Source organism: Vibrio tritonius, assembly GCF_001547935.1.
GTDB classification, from domain to species: domain Bacteria; phylum Pseudomonadota; class Gammaproteobacteria; order Enterobacterales; family Vibrionaceae; genus Vibrio; species Vibrio tritonius.
In genome coordinates this window covers 217,801-237,299 of the sequence record NZ_AP014636.1, presented here as the reverse complement: position 1 = coordinate 237,299, position 19,499 = coordinate 217,801, and the positions used below count along the sequence as shown (strand labels likewise).

Here is a 19,499-nt window from a genome sequence, read left to right as displayed (position 1 = left end):
CTATAACGATTTAAGCTTGCTCTTGCGACAAAGTTGGAGCGACTTCAACTCTGCGAGAATGCTTTATAGCAAGGCAAGTAGCATAAGCTGCTGAAATCAGGCCACAGAACAGGCTCCATCCGTAGCCAAAGTAGTCATAAACCAAACCAAATATCATTGGCCCTGCAGTACTACCAATCAACACAACTGTAGACATAAGGCCTAACATGACTCCAACATTGCCGTAACTCAGTCGGCTAATCGTGGCAGGTACAGTGATATTAACCACCGCTGAACTAAGACCAGTCACACTACTTAGAATGATTAAAGACCAGCCGCTCGACCAAAATATAGCCAATGCTAGCCCCGGAATTACAATAAAACATGCAATAACCAATGCAGCCATACTGTTCAACCATTTTGCTTTGCCAAACGCGATAAAGATTTGCACTGACAATAGGGATAAACCAAATGTAAGCATCAAATTTGATACTTCTGTCGACGTCCATCCCAGAACTTGTTCTGACCATACGGGGACAACAGCCATAATCAACCCAAAACAGACCGCTACGAGCATTTTAATTAACGAGAAATCTCGAACTTGTGCATTACTGCGGAAAGTTTTAAACACCTTAGAATAAGGTAGACGGCTACTGTGCGATGCGTGAAGCTTGGTTATTTCACCTTTGAAAGTAAGAGCGATAATAAAAGGAATAACTGAACTAACTGCCGAAGCAACAATAATCATATCCGTATGAGGATCGACGAAGCTCATTTGGCCTACCACTACAGCAAATGCTGGCCCGAGGATAAGGCCAATTGTAGAACCGATACGTAGTCTGGCTAATCCAGCACTTCTGTCATCATCAGATGAAATTTCTGAAATTATTGACTCAAAAATCACCAAATTCGAGCTCATAAATCCTACAACAGCTCGAACAGCAAATAACACAAACACGGAGGAAGCCCAAAGTAGTGCCCAATTTCCCAAGGCGATACAAGCTAAGCTCAATATCAACAACGCAACCCGAGGGATGCTATCTGACAGCTTACCTAGAATTGGTGAGCCTAGCGCTCCACCAATAAACTGAATACTAAATAGTGCACCAACCCAAAAAGCATTTTCCCCCAAGTCCAATACTATAAATGGCAATACTGGCAAAAGGATTCCTACAGCAAATGAATCCAACATCGTTGCTGTCATTATTCCGAAGTATATAAAACGGTGATTGTTTAACACGGGTGAATCTCCTACAATTTCCCTTTTGATGGTAGGCACTTCTCCTACTACTTTACTTATGCTATTTCAGCGCTCAAACTGGCCTGAACAGGTGCAAATACAGACTTCATGTCTGCTAACTCAACTAACCCTTGCATAATATCTTCCTGACCTAGACCGAAATCGATCAAACACGCAATTTCGTTAACGCCTAATGCATGGAGCTTTTCAACCATGGAAATGCATTTCTGCTTGGAACCCATCATGGATGTTTGCGAAAAATGTTTTTCAAATGCGTAACTAATCAATGCCTCACGCTCATTATCAATAACATCTCTAACAGCCTGGTTCTTATCCTTAAATGGGTTCAACGTATCGTTTTGGTTTATATAGTCGTTCAAAAATCCACGAAGAGGTTCTTTTACTTTGCCTTTCACTTCTTCATTCGTTTTACCCACAAATGTATGCACCATTGTTGAGACAATACCCGTTTGAGGATCATGACCACTCTGCTCTCGTGCTTCACGATATAAGGTGATATTTTCCTGTAAGCTTTCAAAAGAATGGTTAGTCAATGAACACAGTACGTTCATGCCCATTTCGCCAGCTTTTTTCCAAGTTTCAGGGTTACCACTGGACGTTAAGAACATAGGTAGTGTTGGCTGAATAGGACGTGGCAAGGTTTGAACCTCTACGGTATTCCCAGTAATGTCCTTAGTTGAGACTTTCTCTCCTTCCCATAGGCGACGAATGAGATCCACATTGTCAAATGTTACCTGGCGTCGATCTTCGTATAATTCAGGGGCCAGAATGTAATCTGCCGGGTGCCAGCCAGTCGCCAAAGAGATCGCGGCACGTCCATTAGACAAATTATCAACCAAAGACCACTCTTCGGCTACTCTGATAGGGTTATGTAATGGAATAATTACACTACCTGCACGCAACTGTATTCGTTCGGTGACCATTGCTAGTGCTGAGCTCAATACAGAAGGGTTTGGAAATAACCCACCTACAGGCTGTAAATGACGCTCCGGTGTAATAACAGCACTAAAACCATTAACATCGGCAAATTTTGCTGCTTTAATTAACAGCTCATATTTGTTGGGTTCATTACTTGAACCGTTCCCGGAAAAGAAAATAAGCGAAAAGTCCATATCACAGGCATTTATCGTGGGCTGTGCTTTGTCTTCAGCTTGCTCTGATGCCCTTTTGTTTCTTGCTTTTTGTAGTAACTTTTCGCGCTGTTCAGGCGTTAGGCTATTCAGTTTGTCTTGTATACTTGGCATTTTATTTCTCTACAATATTGATTTCCATTACGATGCTTGTGATGCTTTCAGGCGACGGTTCTGACGTTTCACCTTTACTGCCTTTTCATCCGTTTTAAATAAGTAGTCCCACAACGTTATGTAGAAAGAAAAATTACAACGAACATTGGTATGGTGCTTCAAGTGAAATGAACCAATAGGTATAAAGCGCGTTATTTTTCCAGTAATTTTAGGATTATGATCTAATACCGTTCGGCTGAGGAATACTTCATAAACATAGTGAAATGCCAAAAGGATTGCTCCTGGGACTGGATCAAAGAATGTCAGTACAATTAATGGCAAAGTGAAGGTAAAATATACATCCATAGATGAACGAAAATCACCGAACCAAAAAAAATAGTCATGCCAAGGTGGCCAAAATGTATCGTCATAATTGTAAGCGTGATGCTTCATGTGAAAATACTGTAAGAAGTTATATTTGAAACGGACATGAGCTATCACGTGACATATATATGAATATAAGGTCCATAGAAAAAAATACCCTATTACTTTTAATACAATTTCCATTTGTTACTCCGTGGATTTATTTTGTAACTTCCATATTTGATACACGACTAATTCTGCTAATAACCTCTGAAACCTCAGGGTGATGAACAATTCCAAAGTGGTCAGCATTAATATGATGTAGTTCTACATTGTTGACTAGCTTGGGCCAGATCCCTTGCTCCTCATGAGAATCATGCGCCCTAAACAGTACGGCTTGATTAACGTCAATTGGCGCTTCTGGGTTAGGATCGTACTTCTTGAATGCTTCAACGGTGGCCATATACACATTAAATAGATGAAGAATGTAATCATCTGGAGTCTCTTCCGGAATTAGGTTGAGCTTGCGTAGCTCTGTACAAACGTCTTCAAATTCGAACGTTTTGTCTTGCCAGCTAAGTAAGTATTCTTCACTGACCGATTTGCCCGGCAATGCGGCCAACTGGAGAACAAAGTTGAACATCACTATTTTTTCATCAGCGACACGCGTTTTAGTTAAGTAAGTGTCAATCATTGATAGCTCAATAACTTCTTCTCCCTGAGCCTTTAATAAGCAAGCAATCTCATAGGCAATAAAACCACCCATTGACCATCCACCTAACCGGTAAGGACCATGAGGCTGAACAGCACGAATCTCCTCTAGGTACAGTTCGGCCATATGCTCAACGGTTTTAAAGCTATAATCCTCATAGGTCATTGCATGTGCCTGCAAAGCATAGAATGGGTGAGACTGACCTAAACGACGACTAAGCCCGAAGTAACAACTCACGGTGCCCCCAACCGGATGAACATAAAATAAAGGCGTTCCTTCTCCAGCTGTTTGAAGCTTGATTAAGTTCTGCTTTTCACTATTAGTAGGGAGAGTATGTTGGTCTAAATAGCCTGCTAAATCTTGAAGCTTGGGATGCTCAAATAGCAGCCGAAGTGGAATATTAATGCCGCACTCTGATTTCAATCGACTGATCAATGTTGTAGCAATCAGAGAATCACCACCGATATCAAAAAAGGATGAAGCTCTACCGATCTGTTCTCTACCTAATAGATCAGCCCATAACAAAGCGATTTTTTGCTCTGTTTCGGTTACAGGGGCTATATATTGCTCAGTAGTACGAACCTCCAACATATTCGGCTCTGGTAGCTGTTTTTGGTCAACTTTACCATGTGAGGTTAGTGGAAAGTCGTCCATCACCACAAAACTAGAAGGCACCATATAATCAGGTAAGATTTGACTCAATCTCTCCTTGATTTCAGAAGCTCCAACAGTTTGCGTACTTAGCACTAGGTAGGCTGCAATTGATTTCTGCCCATTATTTTTCGCGCTACATACTCGAAGGAAAACCTTTTTGACGTTGTCTAACATCATTAGGTGCTTCTCAATCTCTTCTAGTTCTACTCTATTCCCTCGAATTTTGACTTGAAGATCATTACGACTATCGAATTCCAGTGAACCATCCAAATTAATGCGACCTACATCGCCTGTATTGAAGATGCGCCCGCTTGAAAATGGATTTTTTGTAAATTTCTCTTTAGTAAGCTCAGGATTACCATAATAACCCATCGCAACACCACGCCCTCCAATGTATATATCACCGTAAATTCCTCTTGGGACAGGATTCATTTGCTCATCCAGTACGTAGATAGATACGTTGTTAAGCGGGGTACCAATAGGCACTGAATCCGCTTCAAACGTCGAATTTGAATGCTCATACATGGTTGCTGTAACTGTTGTTTCGGTCAGACCATAGTCATTAATCCAACGAATTTTACCTTCCACCATTGACGACCAATCTCGCAACGTTGCAACGGAAGCTTTTTCACCGCCAACGATGACAAGCTTGAGCGATTCAGGAAAATTCAAATTGTCATGGGTGGCATCTGCGACTAGGTTATGCCAATGTGCAGTAGTTAAATTAAGAACACTTACTTTTTTGTCTTCCAGCCAGCTAAAGAAGGTCTCTGTACCTTCAATACCGTCCTGATCCCATAGAACAAGCGCCGCACCCTGCATGAGAGTTGGAAAAATTTCTTGAACAGATACATCGAAACTTGGTGCAGTAAATTGGAGCACTCTGTCAAAGGAGTTTAATTCAAATCGTTCCACCATGTTTTCACAATGGTTAACTATACTATCATGGCTGACCATTACCCCTTTAGGGCTACCAGTAGAACCCGAGGTAAAAATTACATAAGCTAAATCAAGAGGATGCTGAATCGAATCCACAACTTCAGCCGTACCCATCGGCGCTTCCATGAGTGTTTTCACACTTACTGTAGGACACGCTACTGCTGACGTAATCTCACTATTCTCTTGCGTCAAGATCACAAGTCTGGATTTGGTTTGAGCAACAATATTGGCAAGTCTCTCAACTGGGTGAGAAGGATTCAAAGGAACGTAAGCAGCACCGCACTTGAGAACAGCCAAAAACGCGACAACCATATCAATGTTTCTATTGGCTACAACGGGAATCAGAGAACCTGCGCTCACTCCCTGCCCCACAAGTTTTCTCGCCAGCAAAGAAACCTTGTCATCGACCTGACGATATGTCAGTGATGTATTACCCTCAACAATTGCAACTAAGTCGGGTGTATCTTCTACACGCTTCGCCCAGATAGTATTAAACGTTTCGCACCCAAGCCGTTCTGTTTGAGTCCCAGAATAGGCTGCAAGCATTTCTTCTCTTTCGCTCGGCTTAAGTAAATTGACAGATTTGATAGGTTTACTTGGCGAATTCGTCAGCTCATCGAGCAAGTATTCAAAGCGAGTCAACAGGTAAGCAATTGTCGATTCATTGTAAAGGTCTGTGTTGTAGTCAACCAACAGTGTCAAAGCCGTACCGACATATGAGAAAGACAGAGTAAGTTCAAAAGTTGTCGTCTTTTTGTCTATTTCAAACGGCGATACAGACACACCAGGAACCATCTCCATATCGTGATTATCCGGCTCGAGAAACATCACCATGGTTTGAAAAAATAGGTTGTAATTTAGGTTACGATCAGGATTAAGCTCGGATACCAACTTTTCATAAGGAATATCTTGACGAGAAAACGCACTGAACGCTATTTTCCGGTTTCGCTGTAACAGCTCGAGAAAACTGGGGTCACCTGTAAGATCAGACTTCAATACTAGGGTGTTAATAAACAAACCAACTAAATCTTTTAGTTCTTCCTGGTTACGGGTTGTGATTGGTGTACCAATGTTAATGTCTTCTTGTTTCGTGTATTTATGCAGCAGTACTTGATACGCCGAAATAAGTGTAATAAACAACGTGACAGAATTCTGTTTACTCAATTCTGTTAACTTATCTGTTAACGTTTGACTAAAAGTTATACGCTTTGTCGCACCATTATTGGTAGCCATTACTCCACGAGGGCGATCCATTGGCATTCGCAGGACAGGCAGTTCACCTGATAACTCTTCCTGCCAATACTTCAGTTGCCCATCAAGCTTTCCACTGCGTAACCTTTCATTTTGCCAAAAAGCATAGTCAGAATACTGCACAGTTAGAGGCATCAAAGGCTCTACATCACCTTTAACTCTAACTCTGTAACAATGAAATAGCTCTTTTAAAAGGAGCTTCAGAGAATCAAAGTCAGCAATAATATGATGAATAGTAAAAAGCATGCGAAAGCTGGTTTCTGACAATTTATATACTGTCACTCGAAACATATGGTCCCGATCGAGTTTAAACGGCTCTTTGCCTAATTTGTTGAACTCGTCTCTTATATGTTTATCCAACTCTCCAGAGTCACCCCATTGTGTTGCGTCAAGTTCATAAACAGGCATGTCTGCTTGATAGTCACTTTCCGGCGCAACATTTAAATAAGGCACACCATCTTGTGAAAGAAATGATGTTCGCATGGTTTCGTGTCGTCGTGCCAAGTCGGTTAACGCCGAGTGTAAAGAGTCTAGGTTGAGGGGGCCTTCAATATTGAACGCAAAGTTGATATTAAAGTGATTCAATGAGCCATCTAATTGGTGTAAGAACCAAATTCGGTATTGATCGGTAGATAATGGTAACCTTTCGGGAAGGTTTGACTGGGTAAGCTCTAGATCTTGCATACTGATGTCCATTTCTTTTTAAAGTTCATTGGTAATCCTTTTCACCATTATATTTTTTCTAGGTCGATGTCTTCAGACTCTAATAGCTCTCGCAACAACTCATCCTGATCGACTTGAGTAACATCCTGTCTGATCCTAATTTGCTTAGCTATGCCGTTTATCGTTGGATCATCGAACAAAGCTTCGACGTCAACTTCTACACCAAATTGCTTACGAACTTGAGACATTAATTGGATTGCTACTAACGAGGTTCCACCCAGTGCAAAGAAGTCCTCATCCAATCCAACAAAATCAACCCCAAATAAACCACACCATATTTTTTTCAATCCACCTTCAATATCACCTGATAGATTAATGTTAACTTCTTCATACTCTGTCAGTGTTGGGACTTCATTTATCTCATTGCTAACAGGAGGACGCGCACCCAGTTCGCTTTCTTCTTTGGTCGCAGCAGTACCAGAAAAGTACAAAGCTGAGTTTGCCTTTTCTATCCAGTAGCTATGTTTATCAAAAACATAAGTAGGCATTGGAACACGTTTTCTTGGCCTTTTATGGAGCTGGGCTAGGTCGACATCGACACCGGACTCCCATAGCTCACCAACAGCTTTAAGGTAACCAATTTGTTCGTTACTTTGATCTTTTGGATGCTTATGTAGCGTAATCACCTTAATCATTTTATTAAGAGCAGGACTTGAACGCACAAAGCCTGCAATATTTGTCCCTGGCCCCAAATCAACAATAACTGGAGTGTCAAACTGCATTATAGAAAGTAGGCTCTTAGCAAAAAGTACAGGAGAGATAATATGTTTCGACCAATAGGCAGGATCTGTCGCTTCAGTTTCAGTTAACACTTGACCACTAATGTTACTAATCACAGGGATCTTTGGTGACGAAAGTGCAAAACCTGAAACAAATGCTTCAAACTCATTCGCAGCCTCAGTCATCATTTCCGAATGAAACGCATGGGATGTATGTAACTGGCGAGTATCGATACCCTGTAATGCGCAAATTCTCAGCAAACTTTCAATAGAGGCATCTGGACCTGAAAGAATACAAGTATCTCCTGTATTGATGGCTGCGATAGACACATCTTCATAAGGAGCGATAATGGACTCGGCCTCATCTTGAGACGCAGTGATCGAAACCATGCTACCCGCTGGCATGGATTGCATTAGTCGAGCACGCTTGAGTACGATTTGAATTGCAGATGCTAAGTCAAAAACACCTGCGACAGTTGCAGCTACCAGCTCACCAATAGAGTGGCCCATGACAACGTTAGGTACAACGTTCATTTGTTGTAAACCTATAGCCTGAGCGTACCCAAAAATAAACAACGCAGGTTGTGCAACTTCAGTACTATTGATGTCGACATCACATCGCTTACCTGTGAACAATTCACGAATTGGCAATTTTGAGTATTGTTCTACGATAGCTAAACAATCATCGACAGCACGTTTGAACAACTCATTTGATTGGTAGAGATCCTGTCCCATCGAATAAAACTGGCTTCCCTGACCTGGAAACGCAAAAATAACAGCTGGGTCTTCAAATGCTTCATTAACCTTCAAAGTTTGGGTATCATCTCTCGCTCCATATGCAACTAACGACACTCGAAAAGGGAAGGTATCCCTACCTTGTGACAATGTGTAGGCCGCATCTTCTAATGAATGCATGGTGGATGCAGAAAGCCAGTGCTGAAGCTGGTTAGCCATAGCCTGAGCTGCACTTTCAGACTTAGCTGAAACCACCATCAGCTGTGGCTCTTTGTTCATCGAACTGCTCATATCCTCTCGATATTCTTCAAGTACCATATGAGCATTGGTCCCTCCCATACCAAAGCTACTTACCGCCGCTCGGCGTATCTCTTCGTCATCAGGTATCCATTCTTTCGATTCCGTATTTAACTGAAATGGACTGTTTTCAAAGTCTATATTTGGATTAGGAGTTTCAAAATTAATGCTCGGCGGCAAGATTCTATTATGCAATGCTAGGCTTGCCTTAATTAGTCCTGCTACACCAGAAGCTACACCGAGGTGCCCTACGTTAGATTTAACCGACCCGATAGCGCAGTATTGATTCTCTTTCGTATGATTACGATACACACTGCTCAAGGCGTCAATTTCGATTGGATCACCTAATGGAGTACCTGTACCATGCGCCTCAACTAGACCTATGCTTCTGGCATTAACACCTGACATTTCCAGTGCTTCTGCTATCACTTCCGACTGCCCTTCAGAAGAAGGCGCTGTAAACCCAATTTTGTTGGATCCATCATTATTAATAGCACTACCAAGAATTACAGAGTAAATAGTGTCGTTATCACGAATTGCGTCATCCAGTCGCTTAAGCACTACAACACCTAAACCGTTACTAAATGCAGTCCCTTTAGTATCAGCATCAAAAGGTCTGCAACGTCCATCTTTAGAGGTTAGCCCCCCATCTTGATATAAATAGCCAACTTCCTGATCTGTCAATACAGACACACCACCTGCAATAGCCATATCACTCTCGCCAGATAAAAGAGATTGAGCTGCAACATGAACGGACACTAACGATGATGAACAAGAAGTCTGGATTGATAGGCAAGGACCAGTTAGGTTTAGTTTGTAGGCTAAGCGTGTAGCTAAATAGTCTTTATCATTGCCATGTCGGATTGACATTTCACCTATTGAGGCGATAAGGTCGGGATGACTGTATAAGTTCATTAAATATGAACTTGAAAAAACACCAGCAAAAGCCCCAATACGACCGTTATATGTTGAGGGCGTGTAACCTGAATACTCTAACCCCTTCCAACATAACTCCAAAAACATACGCTGTTGTGGATCTAGTATTTCCGCTTCACGCGCTGACATAGAAAAAAAAGCCGCATCAAACTTATCAGAGTCAGGTACGGTAAACGCTTTTTTAACATAGTTTTTGTCAGTTAGTAGTTGAGGGCTAACACCTTTAGAGCGCAAAACGTCATCTGATATGTCTGACAACGCTTCTTCCCTTTCTAAGATCATTTTCCAATACGCATCAACATCGTTTGCACCTGGAACATTAATGGCAAAGCCTATAATCGCAACCTCGTTACCATTTCTTGTCACTGTAAACTCCCTTTTCATCTTGTATGCATCGAATTTGACACAAATCAATTGCTATACTATCCGGAGTTTATGTAGCATTTCTAAATAAAAATCAACACAAAAATAACAATACAAAATAAGTGGCAACAAATGACAACACAAACACAACAATACACTACTAAGCACTTTAAAAACAATTATATATCTCGTAAGTAGCTCCCCGTGTCATCATAGCTGTCGACTACATTTTTTAAGGGCTACCTATTAATTTAAATTCGAAAGGTTTAACTTGGTCTCGCTGATAAATAATAGTGATATCTAAAGTAAACACCTTTTATGAGCCAAGCTTACTTCCGCAAATTCATGACCCACCTAGACGAACTCACCGATCGTCCCCCCCACATCGCAGAGTTTTGCGACCACTATCAAAAACTTGTTCATTAGTTAATATACGAATACTCAGGTCAACTGTTCATTTCTACAGTTATATGTACTGTAGGAGGAGTGTATTATGTTTCTTTAAAGACCTAAAACTTATAGCGATGAAAGCCTAGAGAGCTTCTTTATCCGTGTGGCAAACAAAAATGGATGTGATGATGTCCATCGTTTCCTAGAAGCCACCAAACGCTTCTTACAAGACATTGAACCATCAAGGTTATCAAACCTTTCCTACGGACATCACGAGGATAAACCCGTGCTCGGCTAATTACGTTCCAGTTCCCGAGCGGCTTCATTTTTGAAACTCGCCCAATCGACGTTTAACGAACCTCTCAAGTTACTTGGAATAGCAATAAACAGAACAAACTTAAAATATTCTCTATCAACCAGTGCTGTGATACGAGGTTCTGAAGTATTTCCTCGTAGTTTACCCCGAACAAAGTCCATCCCCTGCTGCCCATTGTACTTACAAGAAAATGGCTACGCCAGTTACCTATGGCATTTGAAGGGTTACGATCACTGTCATATTCATAACGTACCTTTAATTACCTCTTGTAGCTGTGGCAACGAGTTTGACTATCGAGTATCTGAGTTAAAAGGAGTTTGCAGCAATTGCAAGGAGCCTATCGCGACAAAAAGTAGAGGCAGGGAACCCAAGCTGGCATACAACGTTGCAAATTGGCTCGCTGGCAACGGCTCTGAAGAGCTGCCCAACCTCCCAAAGAGCTATCGCTGGGGCTTGATTCATTGGTGGACACACCTTAATGACGATAAATTCGACCATGGTTCATTCACCCATTTTTTCGCAAACTGGACAAGCGCATTTCATTCAATGATCGATGCTGAAATAGAATTAAACCTTGAGCATGCTGTTGTCTGCACATCTGAATTACGATTAAAAGATCTTATATGCCGACTATTTTTTATTACAAGCTCACTAAAATTACACGATTTTAAGAATTACATGAATCATGTAATTTTCCAAATCGTGTAAAAATAAACTAAGTTAATCAGCACCTTGCCATTTAAGCCATAATCAATAGAATCTGGCCGAACCTAACTACCATTCGGTGTACTGTATGAAGAATGAATTTGACGAGCTTTTACCAAACTTGGAAGAGTTCAGTATGGCAGATGTGCCTTTTAAAGTCGTAGGTCCCTCTAGTCTACCTACAAAAACTCTTACTGCATTTGATAAGTTTATGGCTGGCGCTAGTGTCCCGCACCGAGTATTTGTATACAATCAGGATTATGCAAGATTCTGTATGCTAGTTCGCCGCGGTGATATAAAAATTAGCTAATTTGTATCGTGGGAGGGAAATATTTCCTTCCCTCTTCTTAATCCCCCCAACTCTGAGAACTTCGCGAGATCGTTAGTTAATCCCCAAAATTCTCCAAACATCATCAACGCTAAATATTGAAATCTCAGTAACTACTTGTTTCAAAACATTATTTTGATCAAAGCCACAAAATGACGTAAAACTATTCGCATTAATTAAATCAAGAGTTAAGTATCAACATTCAACTCAAAGAGCTTTAGCTGAGCTTAATGCAAGTGGGTGGGATATTGATGAAGACGATGTTACTGCAACCACCAAAGCCATTCGAAGACGAAAGTCTTGAGAGCTATTTAATCCGAATCGCAAACAAAAATGGTTACCAAGATTTCGATCGTTTTTTATCTGCACTTAAACACTATTTGTGCGATGGGGATTCTGAGAGATTTTCCTCATTCCCCACTGATATCCGTCGAATAAACCCATATTCATCAAAACATAGCTCAGCAGCTAGAAGTCATGCTCTCCATCAGATAAGTCAATTAACATTTACTGAGCCCGTTGATTTACTGAAGTTAGCTATTAATCGCTCACCACTTAAATATTCCCCATCAGTAACTGCACTTATCCGCGGTTGCGAGGTTTTCCCACGATCTTTACTAAGGACCAATATCATCCCGGTATGTCCTGTTTGCCTTAAAGAAAATGGATACGCTAACTATTTATGGCATTTTGAAGGTTATGACTACCCCCCTCTGGCAGGACAGTTGTCACTGTTAAAATTTAACCAGTTTATTGCTTCACCTTCTTTTTTAGCCAATTGTATCTTTCAATTCTTTCGCGACAGTGGCTACCTGATGATGTTTACCAGTTGGCGTTTGGGGGCTTTCAATTGACGAATCAAAAAATCGAATTATTCCATCTTCGTCTTCATAGTATTCTTGCATAGCAATGGCTTCTTGCTGAGCTTCTATTGTTGCCTTTGCTTTTTTTATGGCCGCACTTCGATCAATGCCATTTACTACATGTACAGCAGCATCCCTAGCAATCTCTTTTAGCAACTCTTCTTTATATTCGTCTTCTGCTACTTTCACATAGTAATTTGATCCAATTCCCATGATATTACCTCATTAGTTTTTGAATAGTCCTTTTAAACAATTTTTTATAATTTACATACTGATTTTTCTATTTTCCCCCAAAAGTATTGAGCTTCGCCATACGCGAACATAATCAACAACACACATAATCTATGATTCAACGACATTGGTCAATATCTGACAACTGTCGGTGGTCCCATTTCTGCTTTGTATCTCCCCACATAAAACGCACATTGATTCATAACTCATTGATTGATACTGTTTATATATACAGCATCTTGAGTTGATTTTATGGCAATCCGTAATCTAAAAGACAACAGTAAAAAACCGTGGTTATGCGAGTGTTACCCGAATGGGCGCTCAGGAAAGCGTGTACGCAAAAACTTCGCGACTAAAGGGGAAGCATCCGCTTTTGAAAAATTCGTCATGCGAGAGGTCAATGAGAAGCCCTGGTTCGGTGAAAAGCTAGATAGTCGCCGACTAAGTGATCTTATTACCGTTTGGTATTCCCACTATGGCCGTTCTTTGGTGAATGGAGACGTAATTATAAATAAGTTTCACCATATGGTGGAATCGATGAACAACCCATTAGCCTCTGCGTTTACAGCTAAACATTATTCCGACTATCGCAGCAAACGAATGTCAGGAAAAGTTGTGTTTGTTGACGAAAAACGTTGGAATCGTGGTAAGCCTAGCATTTCTACGCTCAATTCTGAGTTGGCCCGCTTTAAAGCCGTATTCAATAAGCTCAAAGAACTTGGCGAATGGTCATTGCCAAATCCACTGGATGATATCAAACCATTTCGAGAAAACGAGCGGACCATGGAATTTTTGCCTACCGATAAGATTGAATTACTTCTTGAGTTGGTTGGTCAGCATGAACGCGCAGACATGATTAAGATCGTTAAACTTTGTTTAGCCACTGGAGCAAGGTGGAACGAAGCCGCCAAATTGCACTCTAGCCAGCTTTCTGAGTACAAAGTAACCTTCACCAATACTAAGACCAAGAAAAACCGCTCTGTGCCTATCTCTGAGGAATTATACAAAGAAATTTATAAGCCAATGACAGGTCAACTGTTTGAAGAGTGCTACACCCCTTTTTGCTACATTCTCAAGAACAAGTTAGACATTGAAATTCCGAGTGGCCAAGCGTCACACATTTTACGTCATACTTTCGCCAGTCACTTTATGATGAACGGAGGTAATATTCTTGTCCTGCGTGACATTCTTGGTCACGCCGATATTTCCATGACAATGCGTTATGCGCACTTCGCCCCCGCTCACCTTTCCGAAGCCATTTCTTTAAATCCATTAGCCCAGTTGTAACTGTCGCCACCAAAATTTTTTTCAGCTGTCGCCACTTTGTCGCCATTTTTTGTTTTGGGGCATAAAAAAAGCCGCTTTTCAGCGGCTTTTAATCGTTCGATTTTTCCGAAGTATTGCGGTGTTACTCTTTCCCGTACACGTTGTTTTCTTGCTCTTGTACGCGGATAAAAGTGGTGCGCTTAGTTAGCTCTTTAAGCTGCGCTGCGCCTACGTAGGTGCAGGTTGAGCGTACGCCGCCAAGGATGTCTTGGATGGAGTGTTCTACTGGGCCTTTGTATGGCAATAGTACGGTTTTTCCTTCCGCTGCGCGGTATTTTGCAACGCCGCCGGAGTGCTTGTCCATCGCGCTTTGTGAAGACATGCCGTAGAACTTCATAAACGTTTCGCCATTTTGTTGGATAAGCTCACCGCCTGACTCCTCATGAGCCGCTAGCATGCCACCCAACATCACGAAATCGGCACCGCCACCAAACGCTTTTGAGACGTCGCCAGGGCAGGTGCAGCCACCGTCACCGACAATACGACCACCAAGGCCATGTGCTGCATCAGCACATTCAATAATGGCTGAAAGTTGCGGGTAACCAACGCCTGTTTTTACGCGAGTGGTACACACAGAACCAGGGCCAATACCCACTTTTACAATATCTGCACCAGCAAGGATAAGTTCTTCCACCATATCGCCAGTCACAACGTTACCTGCAGAAATGACTTTATCGGGGAATTGGGCACGTACACGTTCTACGTAATCCACTAAATGCTCTGAGTACCCGTTGGCAATATCGATACAGATGAAAATAATTTCATCGCTTAATGCTAGGATCTCTTTGGTTTTTTCAAAATCAGCGTCCGATGTACCCGTTGATACCATTACTTTATTTAAGGTATTGTTATCACTAGATTTTACAAACTCAGCCCAGTCTTCAACTGAGTAGTGTTTGTGTACTGCTGTCATCACTCCGTGCTTAGCAAGTGCCTTCGCCATAGCGAAACTACCTACTGAATCCATGTTTGCTGCAATAATAGGTACACCAGACCATTGACGACCGCTGTGCTTGAATGTAAACTCGCGGGTTAAATTTACTTGGGAACGGCTTTTAAGGGTTGAACGTTTCGGGCGAAACAATACATCTTTAAAACCTAACTTAAGTTCTTGTTCGATACGCATTATGCTTTTCCTAGTCTGATTCACTGTTGTGTCTCGCGTGGTGCGTAGTTCCAATGTTGGCAGACATCAGAACATTTCGGACACAAAAAAACCGGAGCGTTGGCAGACGCTCCGGTTTTCAGCATTATAGGCTGCGTTTTTTTTCCGGCAAGTCTGATATTTGTATTTTTTTTGTGATACCATCACGAAGATTCCATATCCTCGCATCACTACTTAGTTAATCCTTATGATTAATTTATATAAATCAAAGAATTAAACTAATCGAATCGCCTTTAGCATTTCCTGAACTACGCACAACTGTTTAAGCATACTCTTGACTGAAGTAAAAATTGTGATGAAAATCACTCTTTATCGACACCTAATTGTCACTTTCAACAGGCGATTTATTGGCGAATCTCGTTCCAATCAGCCCCATTACATACTTGATTGAAAGGAAACAGCCGCGACGTTGCCAGTTAAATATGCAACTAATTTACCAACGTTCTCAAGTGCGGCAGAAGGTCGCTTGCCAGTAAACCTCGCTCACCTTTTAGCTCAGCATCTTTGTCAGCCGCTTGGCTGTGAATCAAAACGCCGGCCTTAGCTGCATTAAACAGAGTCAACCCCTGCGCAAGCAATGATGTGATAACACCAGTAAGCACATCCCCCATGCCACCTGTCGCCATCCCTGGATTGCCTGCTAGACAAACAAACGTTTCATTACCATCACACACCAGAGTTCCAGCTCCTTTTAATACGACAACGCCGCCATATTTTTGCTGTAGTGCTGTCACGGCTTTAAAGCGATCCGCTTCCACCAAATCAACACTCGCACCGAGCAGACGAGCCGCTTCTGCTGAGTGTGGAGTAAGAATACGTTTGTCATCATAATTAGGTGAATGAGCTAACAAAAACAAGGCATCGGCATCTACGACCTTGGGCTTGTCACTCTTTGTCACGACATCAAATAGGTGCTGGCTCTGCTCGTCTCGCCCCAGTCCGGGGCCAAGGCCAATCACTACCGACCAATCTAAGCGTTGAGCTAGTCGCTCATCATCCCACCCGGCACACATGACTTCTGGCGCGGAGATCAACATTGCCGTCGTATTCTCCGGATGCACAAGAGCGGCAGTTAGGCCACACCCTACTCGGCTGCAGGCTTGAGCAGATAGCATCATCGCACCGCCCATCCCTGCGTTCCCCCCAATGAGCAATGCTTTGCCATGGTTACCTTTATGAGAACTGGCAGCACGACGTGGCAAGAATAACTTCATTACACGGCTATCTATCGCTTTTAACGTGGGGATATTCTGTTCATCAAAGCTTTCCGATACTCCCAATCCCGCAAAGTGAAGCTTACCGACGTAATTGCGAGCTTCGCCCGTTACTAAACCTTGCTTGAGTCCAATAAAACTGATGGTATGTTGAGCGCGTACCGCTTTACCAAGAACCGCCCCGGTATCAGCACTCAAACCAGAGGGAATATCAATAGCGACAACCGGCTTACCACTTTGATTTATGGTATCGATCACATCGCTTACTGGCTCGCGTACCGGACCGTTTAGCCCAGTGCCCATTAACCCATCCAAAATCAAGTCAACATCTCGGGGGATTCGATCATCAATAGGGTAAACATCGCCGCCATGGTCCAACCAATGGTAATAAGCAGTGAGCGCGTCCCCTTTTAACTTTTCAGGGTCGCCAATTTGCCAAACGGTGACTTGATGCCCCATCGACTTAGCTAAACAAGCAGCAATATAGCCATCACCGCCGTTATTGCCACCGCCACAGCACACTAACCAGTGATGAGCAGAAGGATATTGCGCCAGTGCAATGGTAAAGACCGCTTGTCCCGCTCTTTCCATTAAACTGAACATTTCAAGGCCCTTTGCTTTTGCAGCTTGGACCTCACCTTGTTTAACTTGTTGCGCAGTGTAGAACGAATTTGGCAGTGGCATATGCTTACCCTATTGTCGAAAAAGCCTGACTCTAGTGTACAAAAAAAGCCAAGATTTTCCTTGGCTTATATATCACTTTATCGAGATTGAAGAGAGATGAGCGCTTCCGAGGTTGCGTCTTGTATCGATAAGAACATCGAGCTGACTACCCCAGTTGGCGTTCGCATTGGGTTAAGTGTGATGTTTTGATACATAAATTCTGCTTGTTGTGTCACAGGGCGTACGTTGCGACATTTAAAGAGGAATGGTCGCTGCTGCCACGTAATGAAACTACGACATCCCAAGTCATACACAGGTTTAGTTTTCAATTTAAACCACTCTTGGGGAATTTCTGGAAAAATTTCAAACAGGGTTTTGCCTATCACATCATGGGCTTGCTTGCCGCTATGATGGGTCATAAAACCGTTCCACACCTGAATCTTGTATTCACGATCCAAAACGATCAGTCCCATATCGACATTTTGTACCATGTCGACCATCCAATGGAACTGCTCAAATTCAGCAGGCAGTGTCAGCATTAGAAATCCTCCATCAAATAGGAGAGTTTGTTGTCGAGTAATGGGAGCGACTCATCAACAAACATAAACAATAAATCACAACGAATCGACGTGCCTTCAATGGTGTAACTCACTTCAAATGTCATGGTTTTATGAAAAGATCCGGATGTGTTACAGATTACCGATTCAATCGAGATGTGCTGTCCGAGCAAAACCGGAGAGCTTTGGAAAAATCGGACTTCCGCCTGTTGGCCTAACCCATTCAAAAAAGAGCCGACCAAAATATTCGATACATCCATCAACAGCTCAAGCTCTTCCAGCTCCTCACTGTCTGCTGGTACTTTCATCAATTTTTTCAGATCAGACACACTGGAATCACTGAGTAAAACTAAAGCCTCTCCAGCAATACCTTCACCACTAAACCCCTGACAAACACCAGAGACCTGATCATTGTCGGCAATATCGCGCAGAGCCATATGCAGCTCACTGACTTCAAAGATATTGACGTTTGGTAAAGGTAGATTAACAAACACATCAAAATGACGAGCGAGTGCATCAGCGGCACGCCCCATAGACACGTTGGCAACTTCCATGTAAATATCGCGGCGTTTGAGCACGGGTAAATCAATGGAAACCGGCGTGACGAGCTTAGGCTGGGCAGGCGCCTCAACGATATCTTTCAGTACCAAATTGAGCGTCGCTTTATCCATTGGTTTTTGAATAAAGGCTTTCGCTCCGAGCCCTAGTACACGTTCTTTCGCTTTAGGTTGGATATCACCTGAAACGACAACTACGGGTGTGCTCATGCCGCGTTTTTGCATCTCTTCAAGCGTGCCATAGCCATCCAACTCGGGCATGGTAAGGTCAAGAAACATCAATTTAAACTCAGTTTGTTCAAGCTGAGCTAGCGCATCTAAGCCATGCACAGCAAAACTGATATCTGCATTTAAAGACGCAGGCAAAGAGCGCGCCATCTGCTTGCGAACTAAAGCAGAGTCATCACAGATAAGTACGGGGAACGACATGCCACCACCCTTCTATTCTGATAAGTTAATAAATTGTATACCTAAATCGTTTAAGACGGCAGACGACAATATGTAATATTTTATAAATCAATCACTTGTTAGACCACTTGATGGGGCCAAAGGGTGAAAAGCAACACTTTCAACACCACGGCAATTAACACAAAAGCAATGCCACTTCGATACCATTTAAATTCCGTCACAGAGAGCGGCACCCGCTTGTAGAACATGGTTATCACACCTTTCCAGTCATGACTACGCCGTCCATACTGCAAGATACCTGTTAATAAACATAGAATACCTAAGAGCAGAATGCCTTTTTCCAACCAAAATAACGTGATCGCCATAATTCCATCCTTAGATTCACAAGCGTGGTGAGTTACGAAACTCGATAGCGTATAACTTCAATCTCTGTTCGATATCACTTTTACCCTCTAAGCATAGATTTAGATCGCCTTGCTGTCGTTAGCACTAAAGTCGTAAACCAACGGCTAACCGTAGAAAAAATAAACAATTGTGATCTTTCTAACTCACTATCCTCACCTCAAAATGTAAATTAAAACATCGTTTCATATTTTAATTTATTGTGCCTAACCCTACACA

General features: G+C 42.2%; 15 protein-coding genes. 4 read left to right on the top strand and 11 right to left on the bottom strand.

The annotated features are described in order from the left end of the window. Positions 1-10: 10 nt before the first annotated feature. The 5 genes from JCM16456_RS16270 to JCM16456_RS16250 form a co-directional block, all read right to left on the bottom strand. Positions 11-1,171 (bottom strand): MFS transporter, encoded by a 1,161-nt coding sequence (locus JCM16456_RS16270; protein ID WP_068716450.1) that lies wholly within the window; start codon positions 1,169-1,171, stop codon positions 11-13. A gap of 104 nt (positions 1,172-1,275) precedes the next feature. Further along, a complete protein-coding gene (locus tag JCM16456_RS16265; RefSeq protein ID WP_068716449.1) occupies positions 1,276-2,484 on the bottom strand; it encodes a MupA/Atu3671 family FMN-dependent luciferase-like monooxygenase in 1,209 nt (402 codons plus the stop codon). A gap of 27 nt (positions 2,485-2,511) precedes the next feature. After that, a complete protein-coding gene (locus JCM16456_RS16260) occupies positions 2,512-3,030 on the bottom strand; it encodes a sterol desaturase family protein (protein ID WP_068716447.1) in 519 nt (172 codons plus the stop codon). 16 nt (positions 3,031-3,046) lie between these two features. Continuing rightward, positions 3,047-7,066, bottom strand: a complete 4,020-nt coding sequence (locus JCM16456_RS16255) for a non-ribosomal peptide synthetase (protein ID WP_162266548.1) — start codon at positions 7,064-7,066, stop codon at positions 3,047-3,049. Positions 7,067-7,113: 47 nt separating this feature from the next. Beyond that, positions 7,114-10,158 (bottom strand): type I polyketide synthase, encoded by a 3,045-nt coding sequence (locus tag JCM16456_RS16250; protein WP_068716443.1) that lies wholly within the window; start codon positions 10,156-10,158, stop codon positions 7,114-7,116. Between the two features lie 715 nt (positions 10,159-10,873). On the opposite strand from JCM16456_RS16250, the gene JCM16456_RS24415 reads away from it, so the two are divergent. From JCM16456_RS24415 to JCM16456_RS23360, 3 genes are all read left to right on the top strand, one after another. Further along, on the top strand, positions 10,874-11,569 hold the full coding sequence (locus JCM16456_RS24415) for a TniQ family protein (protein WP_331710537.1): 696 nt from the start codon (positions 10,874-10,876) through the stop codon (positions 11,567-11,569). Positions 11,570-11,654: 85 nt separating this feature from the next. After that, positions 11,655-11,876 carry a hypothetical protein gene (locus JCM16456_RS16240; RefSeq protein WP_068716439.1) on the top strand — a complete coding sequence of 74 codons (222 nt, stop codon included), beginning with the start codon at positions 11,655-11,657 and terminating at the stop codon, positions 11,874-11,876. A 248-nt stretch (positions 11,877-12,124) separates the two neighbouring features. Beyond that, positions 12,125-12,748 (top strand): TniQ family protein, encoded by a 624-nt coding sequence (locus tag JCM16456_RS23360; protein ID WP_331710536.1) that lies wholly within the window; start codon positions 12,125-12,127, stop codon positions 12,746-12,748. On the opposite strand, the gene JCM16456_RS16235 is transcribed toward JCM16456_RS23360, so the two are convergent. Then, entirely contained in the window at positions 12,665-12,970 is a 306-nt protein-coding gene (locus JCM16456_RS16235; protein WP_068716437.1) for a hypothetical protein, read from the bottom strand. The genes JCM16456_RS23360 and JCM16456_RS16235 overlap by 84 nt on opposite strands. Positions 12,971-13,240: 270 nt before the next feature. Between JCM16456_RS16235 and JCM16456_RS16230 the strand changes: the two genes are divergently transcribed. Continuing rightward, complete coding sequence (locus JCM16456_RS16230) at positions 13,241-14,275, top strand: phage integrase (protein WP_068716434.1); 1,035 nt, start codon at positions 13,241-13,243, stop codon at positions 14,273-14,275. Positions 14,276-14,396: 121 nt separating this feature from the next. On the opposite strand, the gene JCM16456_RS16225 is transcribed toward JCM16456_RS16230, so the two are convergent. The 5 genes from JCM16456_RS16225 to JCM16456_RS16205 form a co-directional block, all read right to left on the bottom strand. After that, positions 14,397-15,440, bottom strand: a complete 1,044-nt coding sequence (locus tag JCM16456_RS16225) for a GMP reductase (protein WP_068716432.1) — start codon at positions 15,438-15,440, stop codon at positions 14,397-14,399. A 467-nt stretch (positions 15,441-15,907) separates the two neighbouring features. Then, a complete protein-coding gene (locus JCM16456_RS16220) occupies positions 15,908-17,377 on the bottom strand; it encodes a bifunctional ADP-dependent NAD(P)H-hydrate dehydratase/NAD(P)H-hydrate epimerase (RefSeq protein WP_068716430.1) in 1,470 nt (489 codons plus the stop codon). Between the two features lie 77 nt (positions 17,378-17,454). Then, positions 17,455-17,895 carry a PAS domain-containing protein gene (locus tag JCM16456_RS16215; protein ID WP_068716429.1) on the bottom strand — a complete coding sequence of 147 codons (441 nt, stop codon included), beginning with the start codon at positions 17,893-17,895 and terminating at the stop codon, positions 17,455-17,457. Next, entirely contained in the window at positions 17,895-18,899 is a 1,005-nt protein-coding gene (locus tag JCM16456_RS16210) for a response regulator (RefSeq protein ID WP_068716428.1), read from the bottom strand. The genes JCM16456_RS16215 and JCM16456_RS16210 overlap by 1 nt, the downstream gene beginning before the upstream one ends. Before the next feature lie 98 nt (positions 18,900-18,997). Then, positions 18,998-19,243 (bottom strand): hypothetical protein, encoded by a 246-nt coding sequence (locus JCM16456_RS16205; RefSeq protein ID WP_068716427.1) that lies wholly within the window; start codon positions 19,241-19,243, stop codon positions 18,998-19,000. Positions 19,244-19,499 lie beyond the last annotated feature (256 nt).